The sequence below is a fragment of the Vibrio sp. KUL80 genome, from assembly GCF_059725495.1.
The window spans coordinates 564,749-579,587 of sequence record NZ_AP045842.1 but is presented as its reverse complement, the minus strand read 5'-3'; the positions used below and the strand labels follow the sequence as shown (position 1 = coordinate 579,587).

The window sequence follows — 14,839 nt, the reverse complement described above, 5'->3', positions numbered from 1 at the left end:
AAGCGGTAGAAATGCGTCCCCTAAGCTCAATTGACCTCTCTGGTAGGCGCGAACCCCGCCAGGAAAAGCGATTAAGTAATATAGGCTTAGAAAGAAAGTGAAGAAAACGACCAACGCGACTCCCCCAAAAAGTGGACTCGTCAATTATTGCACGGGCGTGCAGTTATATCCGTGGAGAACTGTCGTAGGTTTGTATGGAATTTGAACTGTGGGGTTGGGAAATGTACAGAAGAAGTGATGAATGTCTGTAAACGTCACTCATCACTCTATTTTGTCTACGCGATTACACGAGTGGAGCAAGTGCTTCCAATGCTGACGCGCGATTCTCTGCTGCTGGCTCATCACCCATGTTGAGTGCTTCAGCGTATACGAACTCGACATCCGTCATACCAAGGAAGCCAAGAATCGTTGCAAGGTAATCATGCATACTGTCGCGAGGCGTGTCTTTGTGAATACCGCCACGAGTGGTGACTACCACAACCTTTTTGTCTTTAATCAGACCAACAGGACCTGTCTCCGTGTACTTGAATGTCACGCCAGCACGAGCAATGAGATCGAAATAGTTTTTTAGCTGCGTAGGGATCATAAAGTTGTACATCGGTGCTGCGATGACCACTTTTTCAGCGTTCTGAAGCTCTGCGATTAGCTCGTCAGACAGTTTAACAATTGCCTTAAGCTCATCGCTTAGGTCGTCGCCAGTGCTTCGCAATGCGGTTGCTACTGCCATATCCAAAACAGGAACAGGCTCTGCTGCGAGATCGCGAATAGTAACGTTGGATTTACCTTCAATCGCTTGCTCAATAATCTGGTTAGATTGTGAGTAGTCGCCAAGAATGCTCGATTTCAAAACAAGTGTATTAGACATGGGGTTATCCTCTTTAATGAAAGCATTGCTCGCTTTCCTATCAATGTGCCCAGTTTAGATGTGAGATAGAGAACTGATAAGCCGCTTTGTTTGAGTATCTAGTTCGAAAAAATCGAACAAGAAAATAACCACATAAAAAGTGGCATTATTAATGCAGCAACTTACAAAGAATCTTTGAACTTACCATATCTATCAGGAGTATCTTATGGCGAAATGGTTTCCAATTCTTACGGTGATGTCTTTGTTGGTGGCGCTAATTGTTGGTGTTGCAGTGTATTTTACTGGCATGCAAGTGATTGTAAATACAGCACTTGAATGGAAGAATAGCTGGTTTGTTATTGCTGTTCAGTCGGCATGGTTCTTCTCTTGTCTCTTTGCTGCTATCTATGGTTTAGAGCTTCTTTTTGCTAAGGCGAAGTTGCACTTTACTAGTGCTGCATGACCCAATATTGAGCATGAGTTTAGAGGGATTACTCACTCATTGGATCGGGAGCCATTACGCTCCCCTCTCATCGTTCGACTGAGATAGTCGCATTTTGATGTAATCGAGAAACAGTTTGGTTCGAGTGTGTTCGTAATCTAGCTTTGGATAGTAGGCATAGACAGTCGAGTCCATTGCTTGAATTTCGGGCAGAACGTGTATCAATGCGCCGGTTTTGACGTCTTCTTTGATCATTACATCGTTGCTGATCAACACACCCATACCATTTTTGGCTGCGTAGAAGAGGGCTTCTGGGTTAGTCGTCGCGAAGTTTCCTGAGAGCATGATTCGTTGGCTTTTTGATATCTTGTATTCGCGTTGTGGGCGTTCTCCCCAAATAAGAATGTTGTGCTGTTTAAGCTCTTCGACGGTTTTTGGTGCGCCAAACTCTTCTATGTAAGAGGGGGCAGCGTAAAAGCCAATTCTTTGTTCAAAAAGTGCCGTTTGCCTCATGCTCAATGAGTTGAGTGTCTCCAACTCACGACTTATAAATACGTCGAGATTACTGGTTGGCAGTTCACCAGGCGCGGTGGTTGTCAACTGGATTCGTATGTCCGGGTATTGAGCGAGAAAGTCGTTCAGGTATTGAACCAAGAACTTAGAGCCGACCGCTATGGTTGCGCCAATCTTAAGCAGACCTGCTGGCGTTTCGTTGACCGAGCGAGTTTCGTCAATAATCGACTGAAAGCGATCCAAAGAGTCTTTAGCGCGCTGATAAAATAGGGCGCCCGCTTCGGTTTGCGTTACGGATCTGGTTGTTCGTTTGAGAAGCTGTACGCCGATGCGGTCTTCAATCCAATGTATGCGTTTGCTGATTGCTGAGCTGGTGGTATTGAGTCGGCGAGCCGCACCATTGAAACTGCCTTCTTCTACGACACGAATGTAGGTGTTAATACACGATATCCAATCCATGAAGACCTCTTATTGTTTCCTGATAGGACGTATTCTGTTTCCTTTATAGTGTATTATCAATGATTCATACGCAATATAGAATGAGTGTATGAATAAAAAACACAATAAATCCTTCAACAAAACCCCTATGTTGCTCGCAATGATGATCATTGCAACGGGCCAAGTCGGCGTGAGTATTTACTTGCCTTCGCTGCCTCTTATCAGCGAGTCTTTATCCATCGGCCATGCTGATGTGCAGATGCTTGTTACACTATTTTTGGTTGGTTTTGGCTTATCACAACTCTTTTATGGCCCGCTCTCTGACGCGATTGGCCGGCGCCCTGTTTTTATCTTAGGGCAAGGTGTGTATCTGCTGGGGACTGTGCTGTGTATTGTCCTTAACGAACATTTTACCGCGCTGGAGATCGGACGCTTGTTGCAAGGCTTGGGAGCGGGGAGCGCATCAGTACTTGGACGAAGTGTGCTCAGAGACAGCTATGATGGCAAGCAACTTACTAAGGCACTTTCTTACATCTCAGTCACTGCTTCAGTCATGCCAATTATCGCGCCTGTTTTCGGTGGATGGATTGCGTTTCACCTTAGTTGGGAGGCGGTGTTTGTTTTTGTATTGATTTATCTTGTCGCTATCTTTGTTTTAGGTTGGTTTATTTTACCTGAGACTCTGCCTTATCAGCCGAGACCGTTTCGACCTAGTCTAGTTATGAGCAATTACGCCAAGCTAATGGTCAACCCTCAAGTCATAGGCAGCGCGAGTTATAACTGGATAAGTTACCTTGGAGCAGTAGTGACGTTAAGCCTGTTTCCATTCCTTATGCAGCATGAGTTGGGGCTGACGGCCGCCGAATATGGATCTGTTATGATCATACCTTCGGCAGGGTTGATGATGGGTAGTGTGTCGCTCAATATCCTCAATCGGTTCTTCTCGACCAGTTGGATCTTGTTTCTTGCAATCATCATTATGAGCTTATCTGGTCTTTGGCTGATGATGACCGAGATGACCGTCTTCAACTTATTGTTCGCATTTACTTGGCTCACGGTGGCTCAAGGACTTTCATTTCCTATTTCTATATCGCTGCTGCTTGGGCCACATAAAGAGCAAGCCGGTGCCGTTTCTGCATTATCGGGCTCAATTCAAATGGTCATTGCCGGTGTTTTTGGCGGATATTTGGTTGAACAGTGGGTAACCACACAAGATTCACTAGGACGTTTTTATTTGATGTCCGCTCTAATCATGGTCGTCGTGTTGCTGATGAGCCAAATACGACGTTTTGGGCAAGGCGTTAGTTCTGCTAGTGATGTTGAGACGCCCTCACGCGTTAGAGAGTAAGCGGCCCTAAGTTATTCATTTGATTGACAACCCAGTGTGTTCTCTTGTTCACATAATCAGACATGGGAGTAGGCTGCATTCTGTATGGATTCGGTAACACGACGGCAAGTTGAGCCGCTTGAATGGCAGTGAGTTCTTTTGATTGAATTTCGAAGAACTGCTGGCTCGCGGCTTCGACGCCATAAATGCCCGGTCCAAACTCGATGACGTTGAGGTAAACTTCCATGATTCTCTCTTTGCCCCAGATCAGCTCAAGCAGCATCGCGATATACAGCTCGTAAGCTTTACGCACATAGGTTTGACTCGGAAACAAAAACACATTTTTTGCTGTCTGTTGGGTGATGGTGCTTGCGCCTCGTGCTGGTCCCGATGAGCCACTTTGTGCGATAACACTAAACAGGGCTTGAAAATCAACACCTGAATGAGATGGAAATTTTTGATCCTCAGAAGCGATCACAGCTTTGGGCATGTTTGGACTGATATTAGAGATGGATACCCATTGATGATAAGTCTGTTCAGGGTACCCGTTTGGGGGAGATAGGGTGCGCGCTATTTTCCACCCCCAAATGGGTGGATTAACAAACTTAAAAAACAGCACTAAGAGCAATGGAACGCCGAGTACGATACAAACCAAGTTGAGCAATAGCTTCTTTAGCATAGTTTTCATTGCCTTACAGGAGTCAAGAGCGACTCTTTAGTTTAGGTTGAAACGCAGACTGAGGCAAAAATACCGAGCTTGATTGTTGAACTATTAAAATCCTTCATCGTCTAACGTTGTGCATATCCAATGAGTTAGTATCTTAACTAACGTTGCCTATCAAAAAAACAAGGAAAGCACATGTTCGTCAAAGTCTCACCTTTACTGCTTGCAGTATGTATTGCCGTTACTCCTAGCGTATTTGCTGAGGAGGCTCAACAAGATGTTAATAAAGTACAAAACACTGCGTCTTCAGAATCTAGCAGTAAATATGAAGCCACTCTCAATAAGTTTAAGCAAGCGGAAGCCACGCAGCCGTTTTTTGAAAATGCGTATGGTTATGCTGTGTTCCCGACCGTCGGCAAAGGCGGGTTTGGTATCGGCGGATCTTATGGCGAAGGTCAGGTTTATCGTCAAGGTACACACGTTGGCGATTCGACATTAGCGCAGCTTAGTATCGGTTTGCAGTTGGGCGCTCAGGCCTATAGCGAAATCATCTTCTTCGAGAGTAAAGCGGATTACTACGCCTTTACGAGCGGTAGCTTTGAATTTGGTGCGCAAGCATCAGCGGTGGCTCTGACACTTGGAGCGAGCGCACAAGCAGGTTCAACAGGAGCGGGAGCACAAGCGGGTGATAAGCAGAGTAAAGCAACTTACATCAATGGTATGGCTGTGTTTACTATGACTAAAGGTGGCCTGATGTACGAAGCATCGATCGGTGGTCAGGGATTCTCATTTGCCCCAAATAACAACTATGACGCGGAATAGTTGAATAGAAATAAATGACGCCTCTAAAAGAGGCGTCATGGCTAGTTAGCGGTGAGACTCTCTGCGCCTCGCAACATGGCTTCGATCAATTCGCCGGCATTAAACTTCACCAGCGCTTCATGCGCCCCTACCTGATGGGCTCTTTCGGTACACATTTCACTTGAAAGTGAGGTGTGTAAAATACGATAAGCGTGACCAAGTGCAGGGTCATTTTGTACTTCAAAGGCGAGTTCATAGCCATCCAGCCCCGGCATCTCAATATCACTCACGAGAATATCTATCGCGTCATTTCGCGAGGCTTTTGCACGCATAAATTCAAGTGCACTGTTGCCATCTTTGCAGAGATCGAATGGAATGCTGATTTGGTTTAGCGCATCACCCAGTTGTTTTCTTGCGATGGATGAGTCGTCGACAAGCAGAATATTAAGCGCCTTTATTCTCTCGCGCTGCACGTCGGTAAGCATCGGGATCTTGGTATCGGCATATTGCGGATAGATCTTAGAAAGCAGAAGCTCCACATCAAGAAGCTGAACAATCTGATCATTAAAGCGTGTCACACCCGTGACGAACACATTTTTACCACTGCTCTCTGGTGCGGGCTCAATGGACTTCCAATCGCACTCGATGATTTTATCGATATCTCGGACCATAAACGCCACCACCGTGCGAAGGCAGTCGGTCACGACCAGATAGGTACTGTTGTACTCTTCAGGGGCGATAGGTCGGAACCCGATAGCAGCAGCCATATCGATGACGGGTACAGTAAGCCCACGTATGCTGACCGTCCCCACAACATGCTGGTGTGAATATGGGATTTGCGTAGTCGGCATAAAAGGCACAATTTCACGCACCTTGAGCGTACCAATGGCAAAACGCTGCTTTTGCATGTTAAGGGTAAACAACAACATGCCCTGAGATTGATTAGCCTTACTGATGCTTGCTTTCATTTGAATTCTTACTCTAATCACCAATAGGTTGATTTTATAAACTTTATCGCTAAAAGTTAATGCGGCAGATCATTAGAAAAGTTTAACTGCGTGAAAAGTAAACGTGATTTACATCTCAGTTTAGATTACACTCTGCGCCACTTATCATCCCATACTCGCGAGAACACAGAGGCATACCATGGCAAGAACTGCGGCAGCACTTCACATTTTGGTAAAACACAAAGAACAAGCTGAAGATATCATTAAACAGCTTAAGAAAGGCGCTAAGTTTCAAACGCTTGCAAAAAAATACTCTACGTGTCCATCTGGCAAGAAAGGGGGGGACCTGGGTGAGTTCCGCAAGGGTCAAATGGTGCCACAGTTTGATAAGGTGTGCTTTTCGGGTGAAACGCTTGTCCCTCATCTGGTGAAGACTAAGTTTGGCTGGCATGTTGTAAAAGTCTTATATCGCACTTAATAGAGTATTATTCCATAAAATTTAATAGCATACGGGTTAACGCCATGAGCATGAAACAAGAACTTCAAAAACTAAATAACCGCCTCGACAAGTGTAAGTACAAGTTGGATGGCGCGAAATCTCGTGGCGACAATGAGTTGATCTCACGCTTTACGGATGAGATTGATAAAATCACCAAAAAGATCGCTCAAATGAAACACAAGCAGAGCTATGACATGAACAAAGAGCGCAAAAGCTTGCTCGACATGCCATTCTCTCGTGAAATTACCAAAGCCGAACAGGCTGATATGGGTAAACTGAAAAAGTCAGTAAAAGGCTTAGTTGTGGTTCACCCAATGACTAAAATTGGCAAAGAGCTGAAGCTGAAGGTAATGACTGGCTACGCTCCTAAGCCATTCTAATCATTATTTCTTTTTCAAAGGCGCACTAGTTAGCTAGTGCGCCTTTTTTGTACCTGACAGACGTGGTTTTTCGATACAGTTACGTTGATACGTGCTGTGACACGGCTCACGGCTTAGGAAGCTAGAGATTTAACCATTTCGTAACGGGTGTGACAAAATGTTTCTTATTCAGGTCGAAATGTATTTATATTTCATAGTGTTATGACGATAACTTTAGAGATGCTCTAAAATATCATCTTAATTTTTTATCTACGCCCACTTTCTAATACAAGATAAAGCGGTCGGGGGATGAGCCCTACGTTTCCTCAGTCACTATAATTTGTCTTTATTGACGTAATTCCAAATAACAAAGGCGATTTAAATGTCTAACACTACCACTAGTCAGAGTAACGTGATTCTTCATGCGTTCGATTGGCCATATGCATTGGTAACTGAGAGAGCTCAGGAAATCAAAGCTTGTGGGTACAAGACAGTGCTGGTTTCACCGCCAATGAAGTCATATCGAAGTGAGAAAGAGGTCCTCTGGTGGCAACTTTACCAGCCGCAAGACTATCGAGTTATCGATAACAAGCTAGGTAACACCGAAGACTTCAAAGTCATGATGGATGCCCTCAATGAACTCGGCTTATGGGTTTATATTGATGTGGTCTTTAATCATATGGCGAATGAATCGAGTCAAAGGCTCGACCTTCAGTATCCTAGCGCTCAAGATATGACGAACTACCAAGATCATTCGACTTACTTTGAGCAGCAGAAGCTGTTTGGCGATCTCAGCAAGCCACTTTTTACTGAAGAAGATTTTGTTGAAGCGTTTGGTATCGAAAACTGGAAAGATCGCTGGGAAGTTCAAAATGGTCGTCTTACTGGTGGTCCAGAGGATCCAGGTTTACCAACACTCAGAACAAGCGATCACGTGATTGCGCAGCAGCAAGCTTACTTGCTAGCTATGAAAGACCTTGGCGTACGTGGCTATCGTATCGATGCCGCCAAGCATTTGACGCTAGAGCACATCAAAAAGGTGTTCACCAAAGATATTACTGAGGGTATGCACGTATTCGGTGAGATCATTACCGACGGCGGCGCGACGGAAGAAGAGTACGAGTTATTCCTTCAGCCGTATCTAGAGGAAACTCGCCTTGCTGCTTACGACTTCCCGTTGTTTAAGACCATTTTTGACGCCTTTTCATCGAAAGAAGGCAGTCTCACATCCTTGATCGACCCATACTGTTTTGGTCAGGCGTTAACGCATGAGCGCTCTATCACGTTTGTAACTACCCATGATATTCCAAACAATGATGTGTTTAGCAACATGGTTATGGAAGAGTCGGATGAATGGCTGGCATATGTTTATATTTTGACTCGCGGGGAGGGGGTTCCGCTGATTTACAGTGACCTTGATCCGAGTGGGATCAAAAATGCGAAAGGTCTACCAAGGTGGGTCGATAGCTGGAAAGATCCTAAACTGGCGAAGCTTATTCATTTTTACAATACAGTACACGAATCAAGTGCTGAGGTGATTGAAGCAAACGAAGATCTTCTCGCTTACCGTCGCGGCGATAAAGGTGTCGTCGTCATCAATAAATCTTCGCGCAGCAAAGTGATCGCACTGAATGAATCTAAGACACTGACGTCCATTTTCTCTGGCGCAGTCGTTGAAGCTGGTGGTGCACTGCACATTGAGCCTATGAGTGCTGAAGTGCTTACTATCGCTTGAGAAGTGAAAAGATATTGATTGAGAAAGCCCCTGCTGGATAGTAGGGGCTTTTTTGATTTCGGGTTAAGCTAGCGCAACGAGTTTAGTTACCAGTTTATCGATACCACTTGCCGCGTCTGAAATGCTATTAGCGAGCATATATGCAGGCGTCGACAGTACGTTGTTTTCTTCATCGAACACAATATCGTCGACTGGACAATCAACATGTTGGCCACCAAGGCCATTAAAGCCAGCTGCGGTGCCATCGTCATTGCCTATCGTACCTTTTACTGACTCTGGATAGACCATTGGGATGATGACAGGCGCAATACAGAGGTAACCCGCGGGCTTATTCGCATCCTTGAATGCACGACATGCAGCGGCAACGTCAGCATTGATTGAACACTCTGCACCGTTGATAGCAAAGTCTGTTAGGTTTTTAGCAGCGCCAAAGCCACCAGGTACAAGCAGAGCATCAAAGTCATCGACATTAAGCTTTGCAACATCTTCGATATTGCCTCTTGCTATTCGAGCTGCTTCAACAAGAACATTTCGTGACTCTTCCGTTGTTTCCCCTGTTAGGTGATTCACCACGTGGAGCTGCTCAACATTTGGCGCGAAGCAGTGCCAAGTGGCGCCTGCTTTTTCTACAGCGTGAAGCGCAAGTACGGACTCATGAATTTCCGCACCGTCAAATACGCCAGACCCGCTGAGAATTACTGCTATTTTTTTCATAAACCAATGACCCCTGTTGACTGTTTTTTATCAATAATAGTTTATCTAACAGAAGGTTGGAGTTACTTGTTTCTTTTCTGTGCTCTATCAAGCAAAAGTATATCAACCAGCATTCTTCTATCGAGTGGAAGCGTGTTGCAAAGAACCCTCATCAACGGTTTTGGTTGCTGCCATCGTAGAGTCCAGTACCGCTGCCATTTCTTCGAAGTAGGGGTTAAAGGTTAGTCGAGCGTGCACTTTACCCGGCTCTTGATACCCATAAGATGAATACCACATCTCTTCGCCTCTCAGACACGCATTGTAGCCTTCTTCAGATTGACCATTGTCGCAAATCGCAACCGTTCCTTTGGTGCCGTAATAGGGGTTGTTTGGGTGGAAAAGCATGCCCATATGAGAGCCATTTGACACGCGGTACTTCGGAAGTTTCATCGACTGTTGGATAACTCGCTCGCCACTGGGTGCTGATTCTCCTTGCCAAATCAATCGGTTGGCGGGGTTTGGAAATTGACGGTTGAACCATTCAACGGCTGCGGCTGTATCGACAACACTGTCACCCTCACTGAGTACCATTACGGTTGGCTTACTGAAGTCATGAGCAGCGAGCTTGTTTTGTACTTCGCTCACGGTGTCGTAATAGACGGCAGCGCCATTCATAGGTAGCGAGTTGTATCGAAGCATATTGTCTTCAGGGTCTTGGTCAGCCCATTGCATGAACAGGCTTGCAAAACCTGCGTACTTAACGGCGGTTGACGTTGGCTGGAAAGCCGGAGAAAACAGCAAGAGTCCAGATACACGGTGATCTTCAAGTGCTCTGGAGGTGACTAGGTTTGCGCCTGTGGAGTAACCGCCAAGCCAAACCGATGGATAATCTTCTAATAGTAGGTCGGTATGATGGTCTACGACGCCTCGCCAGTCTTCAAAACTTGGTAGGATAAGATCGCCCACTTTGCTGCCGTGACCAGGCAATAAAATGGCTCTGACTAAGTAGCCTTGATCAGCGAGATGCTGTGCGATATCGTGAAAAGAGTAGGGGGAGTCGCCCAAACCATGCACGAGTAGAACGGCCTCACCGTTAGGTTTGTTGGGAGTGACCTCAAAAGGGCTGTTCAAAGCCACTTCCAATTGATGATCGTCAGACTTATAGGCTCTGTTTTCGGCGAGCCATTGCTGCGTCTCGGTCACGTAACCTTGATAGCTATCTTGTTGATAACTAGGTAGTGACGTTGAATGCGTAAATGAAGGGTTTTCGTTTTTGGTTGAACAGCCAAAGATACCTGCTGTAACAAATGCAGCAAGATAGAACGCTAACGCCACCACTTTTCGTTTGTGGCGTGATCGCTTCTCTCGTTTAGATTCATTTGGACGATACTTCTTCATATTCACCCTCTATCGTATTTCCTTGTGTTGAGTGACCTTGAGCCTGACGCTGACGAGCGAATTCTTTATCTAACTGCTTTTTTATACGGTTGCCCGTGATGTATGCAGCAATCGCCATTGGAATCGCCATGATTAGGCTGAACATCATTGCAACAAAACCGATAAACAGTGCGCTGATAGTTAGGAGTGCTTGTTTCATAATGACCTCTCTGTAAAAACCGAATTTAAGAATGGATGAGTCTTTATGGCATCTCTCCTTGATATCGAAATAATACGACAGAGAATATGAACCAAACATGAACGCCTAGTCAGATTGGCGTTCATGTTTGGTAGGAGGAGGGAAATTTTTTAGGAGAGAGAGTTAATCGCCCAGTGGCTGACGATCACTGCCCGTACGATGAGTATCCAGAGCCAACTTCAATCGGCGTAGGCGGTCGCGAGAACGGCGCTTGTGATTCACGGCAAGTTCCATGGCTAGCACGTCAACAAGAGCCAACATTGCGTATCGAGATGCCGAGGGTTTGTAGATAAAGTCGGTCTCTTTATGAACGATAGGTAACACGATGTCGCTCAAGTCAGCCAGTGGTGAACCTGAAGGGGTAATGGCAATGATAGGAACCCCATATTGCTTCGCAGTTTCTGCGGTTTCGACCACGATCGGTGTGTGACCTGTTGCAGAGATGACCACCATAACGTCGTTGGCATCTGCCGTCGCTGCCACCATCCGGGTTAACAGACCGTCATTGTACGATACAACCGGGTATCCAAGGCGAAACAAACGATGTTGCAACTCTTGCGAGGTGATGGTTGAGCCTCCGCCAACGCCGATAGCAATGATCTGCCTTGCCGAATGCAGCAGTTCCACGGCTTTGCTGACGTCTGCTTCGTTTATTAATGCGCGGTTGATATCTAGAGCTTGTTTGATCGACTCATAAATACCTTGGTGCCCAGTTTGAACTGGGGGCTCAATGATGAAACGTTGACCCACAGCTAGCGATTGAGCGAGCTTGATTTTCAGGTCACGTACGTTTTTGCATCCCACTGCCTTGGCGAAGCGTGTAATAGTCGCTTCACTGACGCTCGCTTGTTCCGCAAGCTCTGTAATACTTGCGTTTGCGGCACCGCTCACATCGTCGGTGATCAGGTCTGCCACCTTCTTTTCTGCGTCACGAAGCGCGCTGTAGCGCTCCGTGATCTGAGAAATAATGTCTACTTCTACGCTCAAAATGTTTCCTCTAGAATGCCGTCTCGACCCAACGGTCTACGTTATGTTGGTCGTCACTGATGGCTATGTAACGCCACTTATCAAACGTCAGGCAAGGATGTGACGTTGAAAAGGCAATGATATCACCAACTTGGAGGTCGCAGTCCTCAGGAATGGATAAAAATGTGTGTTGATCCATCACATCTGTCGCTACAAGGTCTTTGATATTGAGTACTTCGCCATTGCGATAGATGCGCTCTGGGATGGGTAAGCCTGCGTCGAATGCTACATCCCTCTTTCCTAGTCCAATAATCGCCTTGGTAGCTTCTGGGCGTGAGATAACATAAGCCCAGACCTCTAATGCTGAGGAAAGATCGCCCCCTAGCTCACAGGCAAATCCTTGGTTTTTCTCGGCTCGTTGCATCACTTTGTGCTGCGCATCGAGGTAGATACCTGTGTCGTGAATAACGTAGCAACCTGGTCTTAAAATGGCATCAACGTTATCTAAGTGAGCAAACTCTTCGGCAACGACATCATACCAAGCCGAGCCAGCACCGGTGACGATTGGCTTCGCTGGCAGTAGTTTATCAGCGACTAAGCTGGCCGCCAGTCCAAGTGTGTTGGAAAGGAACTGACGTACTCGCGCCTCTTCGTCTCCGCCATGAATAACGCCCTCATAGACCTCAATTCCAACCAGTTCAACGTGCGATAGCGTTGCGATAAGCTGCGCAAGTGCGGTGACTTCTTCTACGGTGCGGCAGCCACAACGCCCCCCCTCAACCCCATATTCGATCAGCACTTCAATCGTGTGAACCGTTTGCTCAAAGTAGCGTTGCAACTGCTCAACGTTTTGTTTTGAATCGACACAAACCATTACTCTAGCGCCAGTATCACGCTTAACTCTGTGGATCAAAGCCATGTTAGCTTTGCCGACTAACTGGTTCGCCATCATGATGTTAGCAATACCGCTGTGAGCGGCGACTTCAACTTGTGGGGCGCTTGCTACCGTGATGCCCCAAGCGCCATGCTGTTGTTGCTGACGAAAAAACTCAGGCGTCATGGTGGTTTTTCCGTGAGGGCAAAGCTTCACGCCATGATGGTTAGCAAACTTCTGCATCCACTCCATATTGTTCGTCAAATGACTGCGTTTAATGACTGCCGCCGGCAGGCTGATGTCTTCATTGATTAAACTATAACTCTGCTTTTTTTCTTCACTACACGCCAAGCCTTTGTGACCGATTGCATAATCAAGTTCTTGTTTTTTGTGATTGTTTCTATCTTCTGTGAATAGGTTTTTCATTTGTTGTCTCGCACTAACATGATCTAAGTTGCTGATAATTAATGATTGTTGCTTTCTATTATATTTGTCATGTTAGAAACTATCAAACTTTGATTGTTATTTTGTGTAATTTGTCACTGAGTTTTGTCAGGTTAGTTTCTAACATACCTCTTATGGAAAGCGCGAAGATAAGAGAGAAGGTCATGTTGTTCGACATCATTATAAAAAACGTAGAAATCGTCGATGGCACCAATGGACCTGCCTACCATGCAGACCTAGCAATTAAGCATGATCGTATTGCAAAAATCGGTGATCTTGCAGGCTCAAAAGCGGGTTTGGTGATTGATGGGCAAGGGCAGGTATTGAGCCCAGGGTTCATTGATGTTCATACGCACGATGACACTAACGTTATTCGCTATCCAGATTGCTTGCCGAAAATTAGTCAAGGGGTGACGACGGTTATCGTCGGTAACTGTGGGATCAGTGCTTCGCCTGCGACGCTTCAAGTTGCACCACCTGATCCAATGAACCTACTAGGGAAACAAGAAGATTTTAAGTATCCAACGTTTGCAGAGTATGCCAAGGCGGTCGAAGCCGCGCAGCCAGCGGTGAATGTTGCGGCGTTGATTGGTCATACCACACTTCGCAATAACGTGATGGATGAGCTACTTCGTGAGGCGACCGAGGACGAGTTGCAATCAATGAGAAGCACTCTGAGTCAGGCGATGGCAGAGGGCGCGTTAGGCTTGAGCTCTGGTCTGGCTTACGCCAGTGCGAAACAAGCGACAGCGAGTGAAGTGATGCGTTTGGCTGAGGTACTTGCTGATTTTGGTGGTATCTATACCACGCACATGCGCACTGAATTTGAGGCTATATTAAATGCGATGGAAGAGGCCTTTGAAACTGGCAAACATGCTCGTGTTCCTGTGGTGATCTCGCATCTGAAATGTGCTGGAGCGGGTAACTGGGGCAGAACTGTCGAGGTGCTCGATCTGCTCGAAAAGACGGCAGAGCATCAAGATGTTTCATGCGATTGCTACCCATATTCGGCAAGCTCTTCAACTCTGGACCTAAAGCAGGTTACTAACGACTTCGATATCTTTATTACATGGTCGGAATCTAAACCTGAGTTTGCAGGTCAGCTTCTCGCTGACATTGCCAAGCAATTGGAAATGTCGTTGATGGATGCAGCGAAAGCTCTCCAACCAGCGGGAGCCGTATATCACTGCATGGATGAGCAAGATGTGGAGCGAGTACTTAAACACAGGCTTACCATGGTTGGATCTGACGGACTGCCGAACGATCCACATCCTCATCCAAGGTTGTGGGGCACCTTTCCTAAAGTATTGAAACATTACTGTCGAGATCGTGAGTTATTTCCACTCGAGGAAGCGGTTTGTAAAATGACAGGAATGTCGGCGCAACGTTATAACTTATTGAATCGAGGGGTCATCAAAGAAGGTGCCTTCGCGGACTTAGTTCTTTTTAATAAACATAATGTTCGAGATACTGCGACATTTGAAACACCTATTTCTGTAGCAGACGGAATAGAGTGTGTATTAGTTAACGGAAATGTTAGCTATCAAAATAAATTAGTCGCCAAAGAAAGATTTGGCCGATTTATATATCGTGATGGTATTAATTGCTCTTGAATTATACATATTCAAGAAATGTAGAACTTAAATAAGACGTAACA

16 protein-coding genes are annotated in these 14,839 nt (G+C 45.9%); 7 read left to right on the top strand and 9 right to left on the bottom strand.

Features of this window, described 5'->3' with window-relative positions; translation table 11 throughout:
* Positions 1 to 283: 283 nt before the first annotated feature.
* A complete protein-coding gene (locus AC6I8U_RS19250) occupies positions 284 to 865 on the bottom strand; it encodes an FMN-dependent NADH-azoreductase (RefSeq protein WP_042469888.1) in 582 nt (193 codons plus the stop codon).
* 205 nt (positions 866 to 1,070) lie between these two features.
* Between AC6I8U_RS19250 and AC6I8U_RS19245 the strand changes: the two genes are divergently transcribed.
* Positions 1,071 to 1,307: a hypothetical protein gene (locus tag AC6I8U_RS19245; RefSeq protein ID WP_128649424.1), complete on the top strand. Its 237-nt coding sequence runs from the start codon at positions 1,071 to 1,073 to the stop codon at positions 1,305 to 1,307.
* A 54-nt stretch (positions 1,308 to 1,361) separates the two neighbouring features.
* Here the strand turns inward: AC6I8U_RS19245 and AC6I8U_RS19240 are convergent, their stop codons facing one another.
* Positions 1,362 to 2,258 (bottom strand): LysR family transcriptional regulator, encoded by an 897-nt coding sequence (locus AC6I8U_RS19240; RefSeq protein WP_498019335.1) that lies wholly within the window; start codon positions 2,256 to 2,258, stop codon positions 1,362 to 1,364.
* 88 nt (positions 2,259 to 2,346) lie between these two features.
* On the opposite strand from AC6I8U_RS19240, the gene AC6I8U_RS19235 reads away from it, so the two are divergent.
* On the top strand, positions 2,347 to 3,585 hold the full coding sequence (locus AC6I8U_RS19235) for a multidrug effflux MFS transporter (RefSeq protein ID WP_498019334.1): 1,239 nt from the start codon (positions 2,347 to 2,349) through the stop codon (positions 3,583 to 3,585).
* On the opposite strand, the gene mtgA is transcribed toward AC6I8U_RS19235, so the two are convergent.
* Positions 3,575 to 4,252: a monofunctional biosynthetic peptidoglycan transglycosylase gene (gene mtgA / locus AC6I8U_RS19230; RefSeq protein ID WP_498019333.1), complete on the bottom strand. Its 678-nt coding sequence runs from the start codon at positions 4,250 to 4,252 to the stop codon at positions 3,575 to 3,577. The genes AC6I8U_RS19235 and mtgA overlap by 11 nt on opposite strands.
* 171 nt (positions 4,253 to 4,423) lie before the next feature.
* On the opposite strand from mtgA, the gene AC6I8U_RS19225 reads away from it, so the two are divergent.
* Positions 4,424 to 5,050, top strand: coding sequence for a lipid-binding SYLF domain-containing protein (locus tag AC6I8U_RS19225; RefSeq protein WP_498019332.1), 627 nt, complete (start codon positions 4,424 to 4,426; stop codon positions 5,048 to 5,050).
* Positions 5,051 to 5,091: 41 nt separating this feature from the next.
* On the opposite strand, the gene AC6I8U_RS19220 is transcribed toward AC6I8U_RS19225, so the two are convergent.
* Entirely contained in the window at positions 5,092 to 5,997 is a 906-nt protein-coding gene (locus AC6I8U_RS19220; protein ID WP_234496321.1) for a chemotaxis protein, read from the bottom strand.
* Positions 5,998 to 6,175: 178 nt separating this feature from the next.
* On the opposite strand from AC6I8U_RS19220, the gene ppiC reads away from it, so the two are divergent.
* The 3 genes from ppiC (at position 6,176) to AC6I8U_RS19205 (ending at position 8,569) form a co-directional block, all read left to right on the top strand.
* Complete coding sequence (gene ppiC / locus AC6I8U_RS19215) at positions 6,176 to 6,454, top strand: peptidylprolyl isomerase PpiC (protein ID WP_004737764.1); 279 nt, start codon at positions 6,176 to 6,178, stop codon at positions 6,452 to 6,454.
* A 44-nt stretch (positions 6,455 to 6,498) separates the two neighbouring features.
* Positions 6,499 to 6,855, top strand: a complete 357-nt coding sequence (locus tag AC6I8U_RS19210; RefSeq protein WP_042469905.1) for a YibL family ribosome-associated protein — start codon at positions 6,499 to 6,501, stop codon at positions 6,853 to 6,855.
* 361 nt (positions 6,856 to 7,216) lie between these two features.
* The gene (locus AC6I8U_RS19205) at positions 7,217 to 8,569 is read left to right on the top strand and encodes an alpha-amylase family protein (protein WP_498019331.1); all 1,353 of its coding nucleotides are present in this window, start codon (positions 7,217 to 7,219) and stop codon (positions 8,567 to 8,569) included.
* Positions 8,570 to 8,632: 63 nt separating this feature from the next.
* Here the strand turns inward: AC6I8U_RS19205 and elbB are convergent, their stop codons facing one another.
* The 5 genes from elbB to AC6I8U_RS19180 form a co-directional block, all read right to left on the bottom strand.
* A complete protein-coding gene (gene elbB, locus AC6I8U_RS19200; RefSeq protein WP_498019330.1) occupies positions 8,633 to 9,283 on the bottom strand; it encodes an isoprenoid biosynthesis glyoxalase ElbB in 651 nt (216 codons plus the stop codon).
* A gap of 117 nt (positions 9,284 to 9,400) precedes the next feature.
* Positions 9,401 to 10,660, bottom strand: coding sequence for an alpha/beta hydrolase (locus AC6I8U_RS19195; RefSeq protein ID WP_498019329.1), 1,260 nt, complete (start codon positions 10,658 to 10,660; stop codon positions 9,401 to 9,403).
* Entirely contained in the window at positions 10,638 to 10,859 is a 222-nt protein-coding gene (locus tag AC6I8U_RS19190) for a hypothetical protein (protein WP_498019328.1), read from the bottom strand. The genes AC6I8U_RS19195 and AC6I8U_RS19190 overlap by 23 nt, the downstream gene beginning before the upstream one ends.
* A gap of 162 nt (positions 10,860 to 11,021) precedes the next feature.
* Entirely contained in the window at positions 11,022 to 11,885 is an 864-nt protein-coding gene (locus tag AC6I8U_RS19185; protein ID WP_042469910.1) for a MurR/RpiR family transcriptional regulator, read from the bottom strand.
* A gap of 10 nt (positions 11,886 to 11,895) precedes the next feature.
* Entirely contained in the window at positions 11,896 to 13,164 is a 1,269-nt protein-coding gene (locus AC6I8U_RS19180; protein ID WP_498019327.1) for an amino acid deaminase, read from the bottom strand.
* 182 nt (positions 13,165 to 13,346) lie between these two features.
* Here AC6I8U_RS19180 and AC6I8U_RS19175 point away from each other — a divergent pair, with 182 nt between their 5' ends.
* Positions 13,347 to 14,795, top strand: coding sequence for an N-acyl-D-amino-acid deacylase family protein (locus AC6I8U_RS19175; protein ID WP_498019326.1), 1,449 nt, complete (start codon positions 13,347 to 13,349; stop codon positions 14,793 to 14,795).
* Positions 14,796 to 14,839 lie beyond the last annotated feature (44 nt).

What these genes read in the sequence shown, in the direction of transcription:
- AC6I8U_RS19250 (WP_042469888.1), bottom strand. Translation starts at nt 865, where the DNA reads ATGTCTAATACACTTGTTTTGAAATCGAGCATTCTTGGCGACTACTCA.
- AC6I8U_RS19245 (WP_128649424.1), top strand. Translation starts at nt 1,071, where the DNA reads ATGGCGAAATGGTTTCCAATTCTTACGGTGATGTCTTTGTTGGTGGCG.
- AC6I8U_RS19240 (WP_498019335.1), bottom strand. Translation starts at nt 2,258, where the DNA reads ATGGATTGGATATCGTGTATTAACACCTACATTCGTGTCGTAGAAGAA.
- AC6I8U_RS19235 (WP_498019334.1), top strand. Translation starts at nt 2,347, where the DNA reads ATGAATAAAAAACACAATAAATCCTTCAACAAAACCCCTATGTTGCTC.
- mtgA (WP_498019333.1), bottom strand. Translation starts at nt 4,252, where the DNA reads ATGAAAACTATGCTAAAGAAGCTATTGCTCAACTTGGTTTGTATCGTA.
- AC6I8U_RS19225 (WP_498019332.1), top strand. Translation starts at nt 4,424, where the DNA reads ATGTTCGTCAAAGTCTCACCTTTACTGCTTGCAGTATGTATTGCCGTT.
- AC6I8U_RS19220 (WP_234496321.1), bottom strand. Translation starts at nt 5,997, where the DNA reads ATGAAAGCAAGCATCAGTAAGGCTAATCAATCTCAGGGCATGTTGTTG.
- ppiC (WP_004737764.1), top strand. Translation starts at nt 6,176, where the DNA reads ATGGCAAGAACTGCGGCAGCACTTCACATTTTGGTAAAACACAAAGAA.
- AC6I8U_RS19210 (WP_042469905.1), top strand. Translation starts at nt 6,499, where the DNA reads ATGAGCATGAAACAAGAACTTCAAAAACTAAATAACCGCCTCGACAAG.
- AC6I8U_RS19205 (WP_498019331.1), top strand. Translation starts at nt 7,217, where the DNA reads ATGTCTAACACTACCACTAGTCAGAGTAACGTGATTCTTCATGCGTTC.
- elbB (WP_498019330.1), bottom strand. Translation starts at nt 9,283, where the DNA reads ATGAAAAAAATAGCAGTAATTCTCAGCGGGTCTGGCGTATTTGACGGT.
- AC6I8U_RS19195 (WP_498019329.1), bottom strand. Translation starts at nt 10,660, where the DNA reads ATGAAGAAGTATCGTCCAAATGAATCTAAACGAGAGAAGCGATCACGC.
- AC6I8U_RS19190 (WP_498019328.1), bottom strand. Translation starts at nt 10,859, where the DNA reads ATGAAACAAGCACTCCTAACTATCAGCGCACTGTTTATCGGTTTTGTT.
- AC6I8U_RS19180 (WP_498019327.1), bottom strand. Translation starts at nt 13,164, where the DNA reads ATGAAAAACCTATTCACAGAAGATAGAAACAATCACAAAAAACAAGAA.
- AC6I8U_RS19175 (WP_498019326.1), top strand. Translation starts at nt 13,347, where the DNA reads ATGTTGTTCGACATCATTATAAAAAACGTAGAAATCGTCGATGGCACC.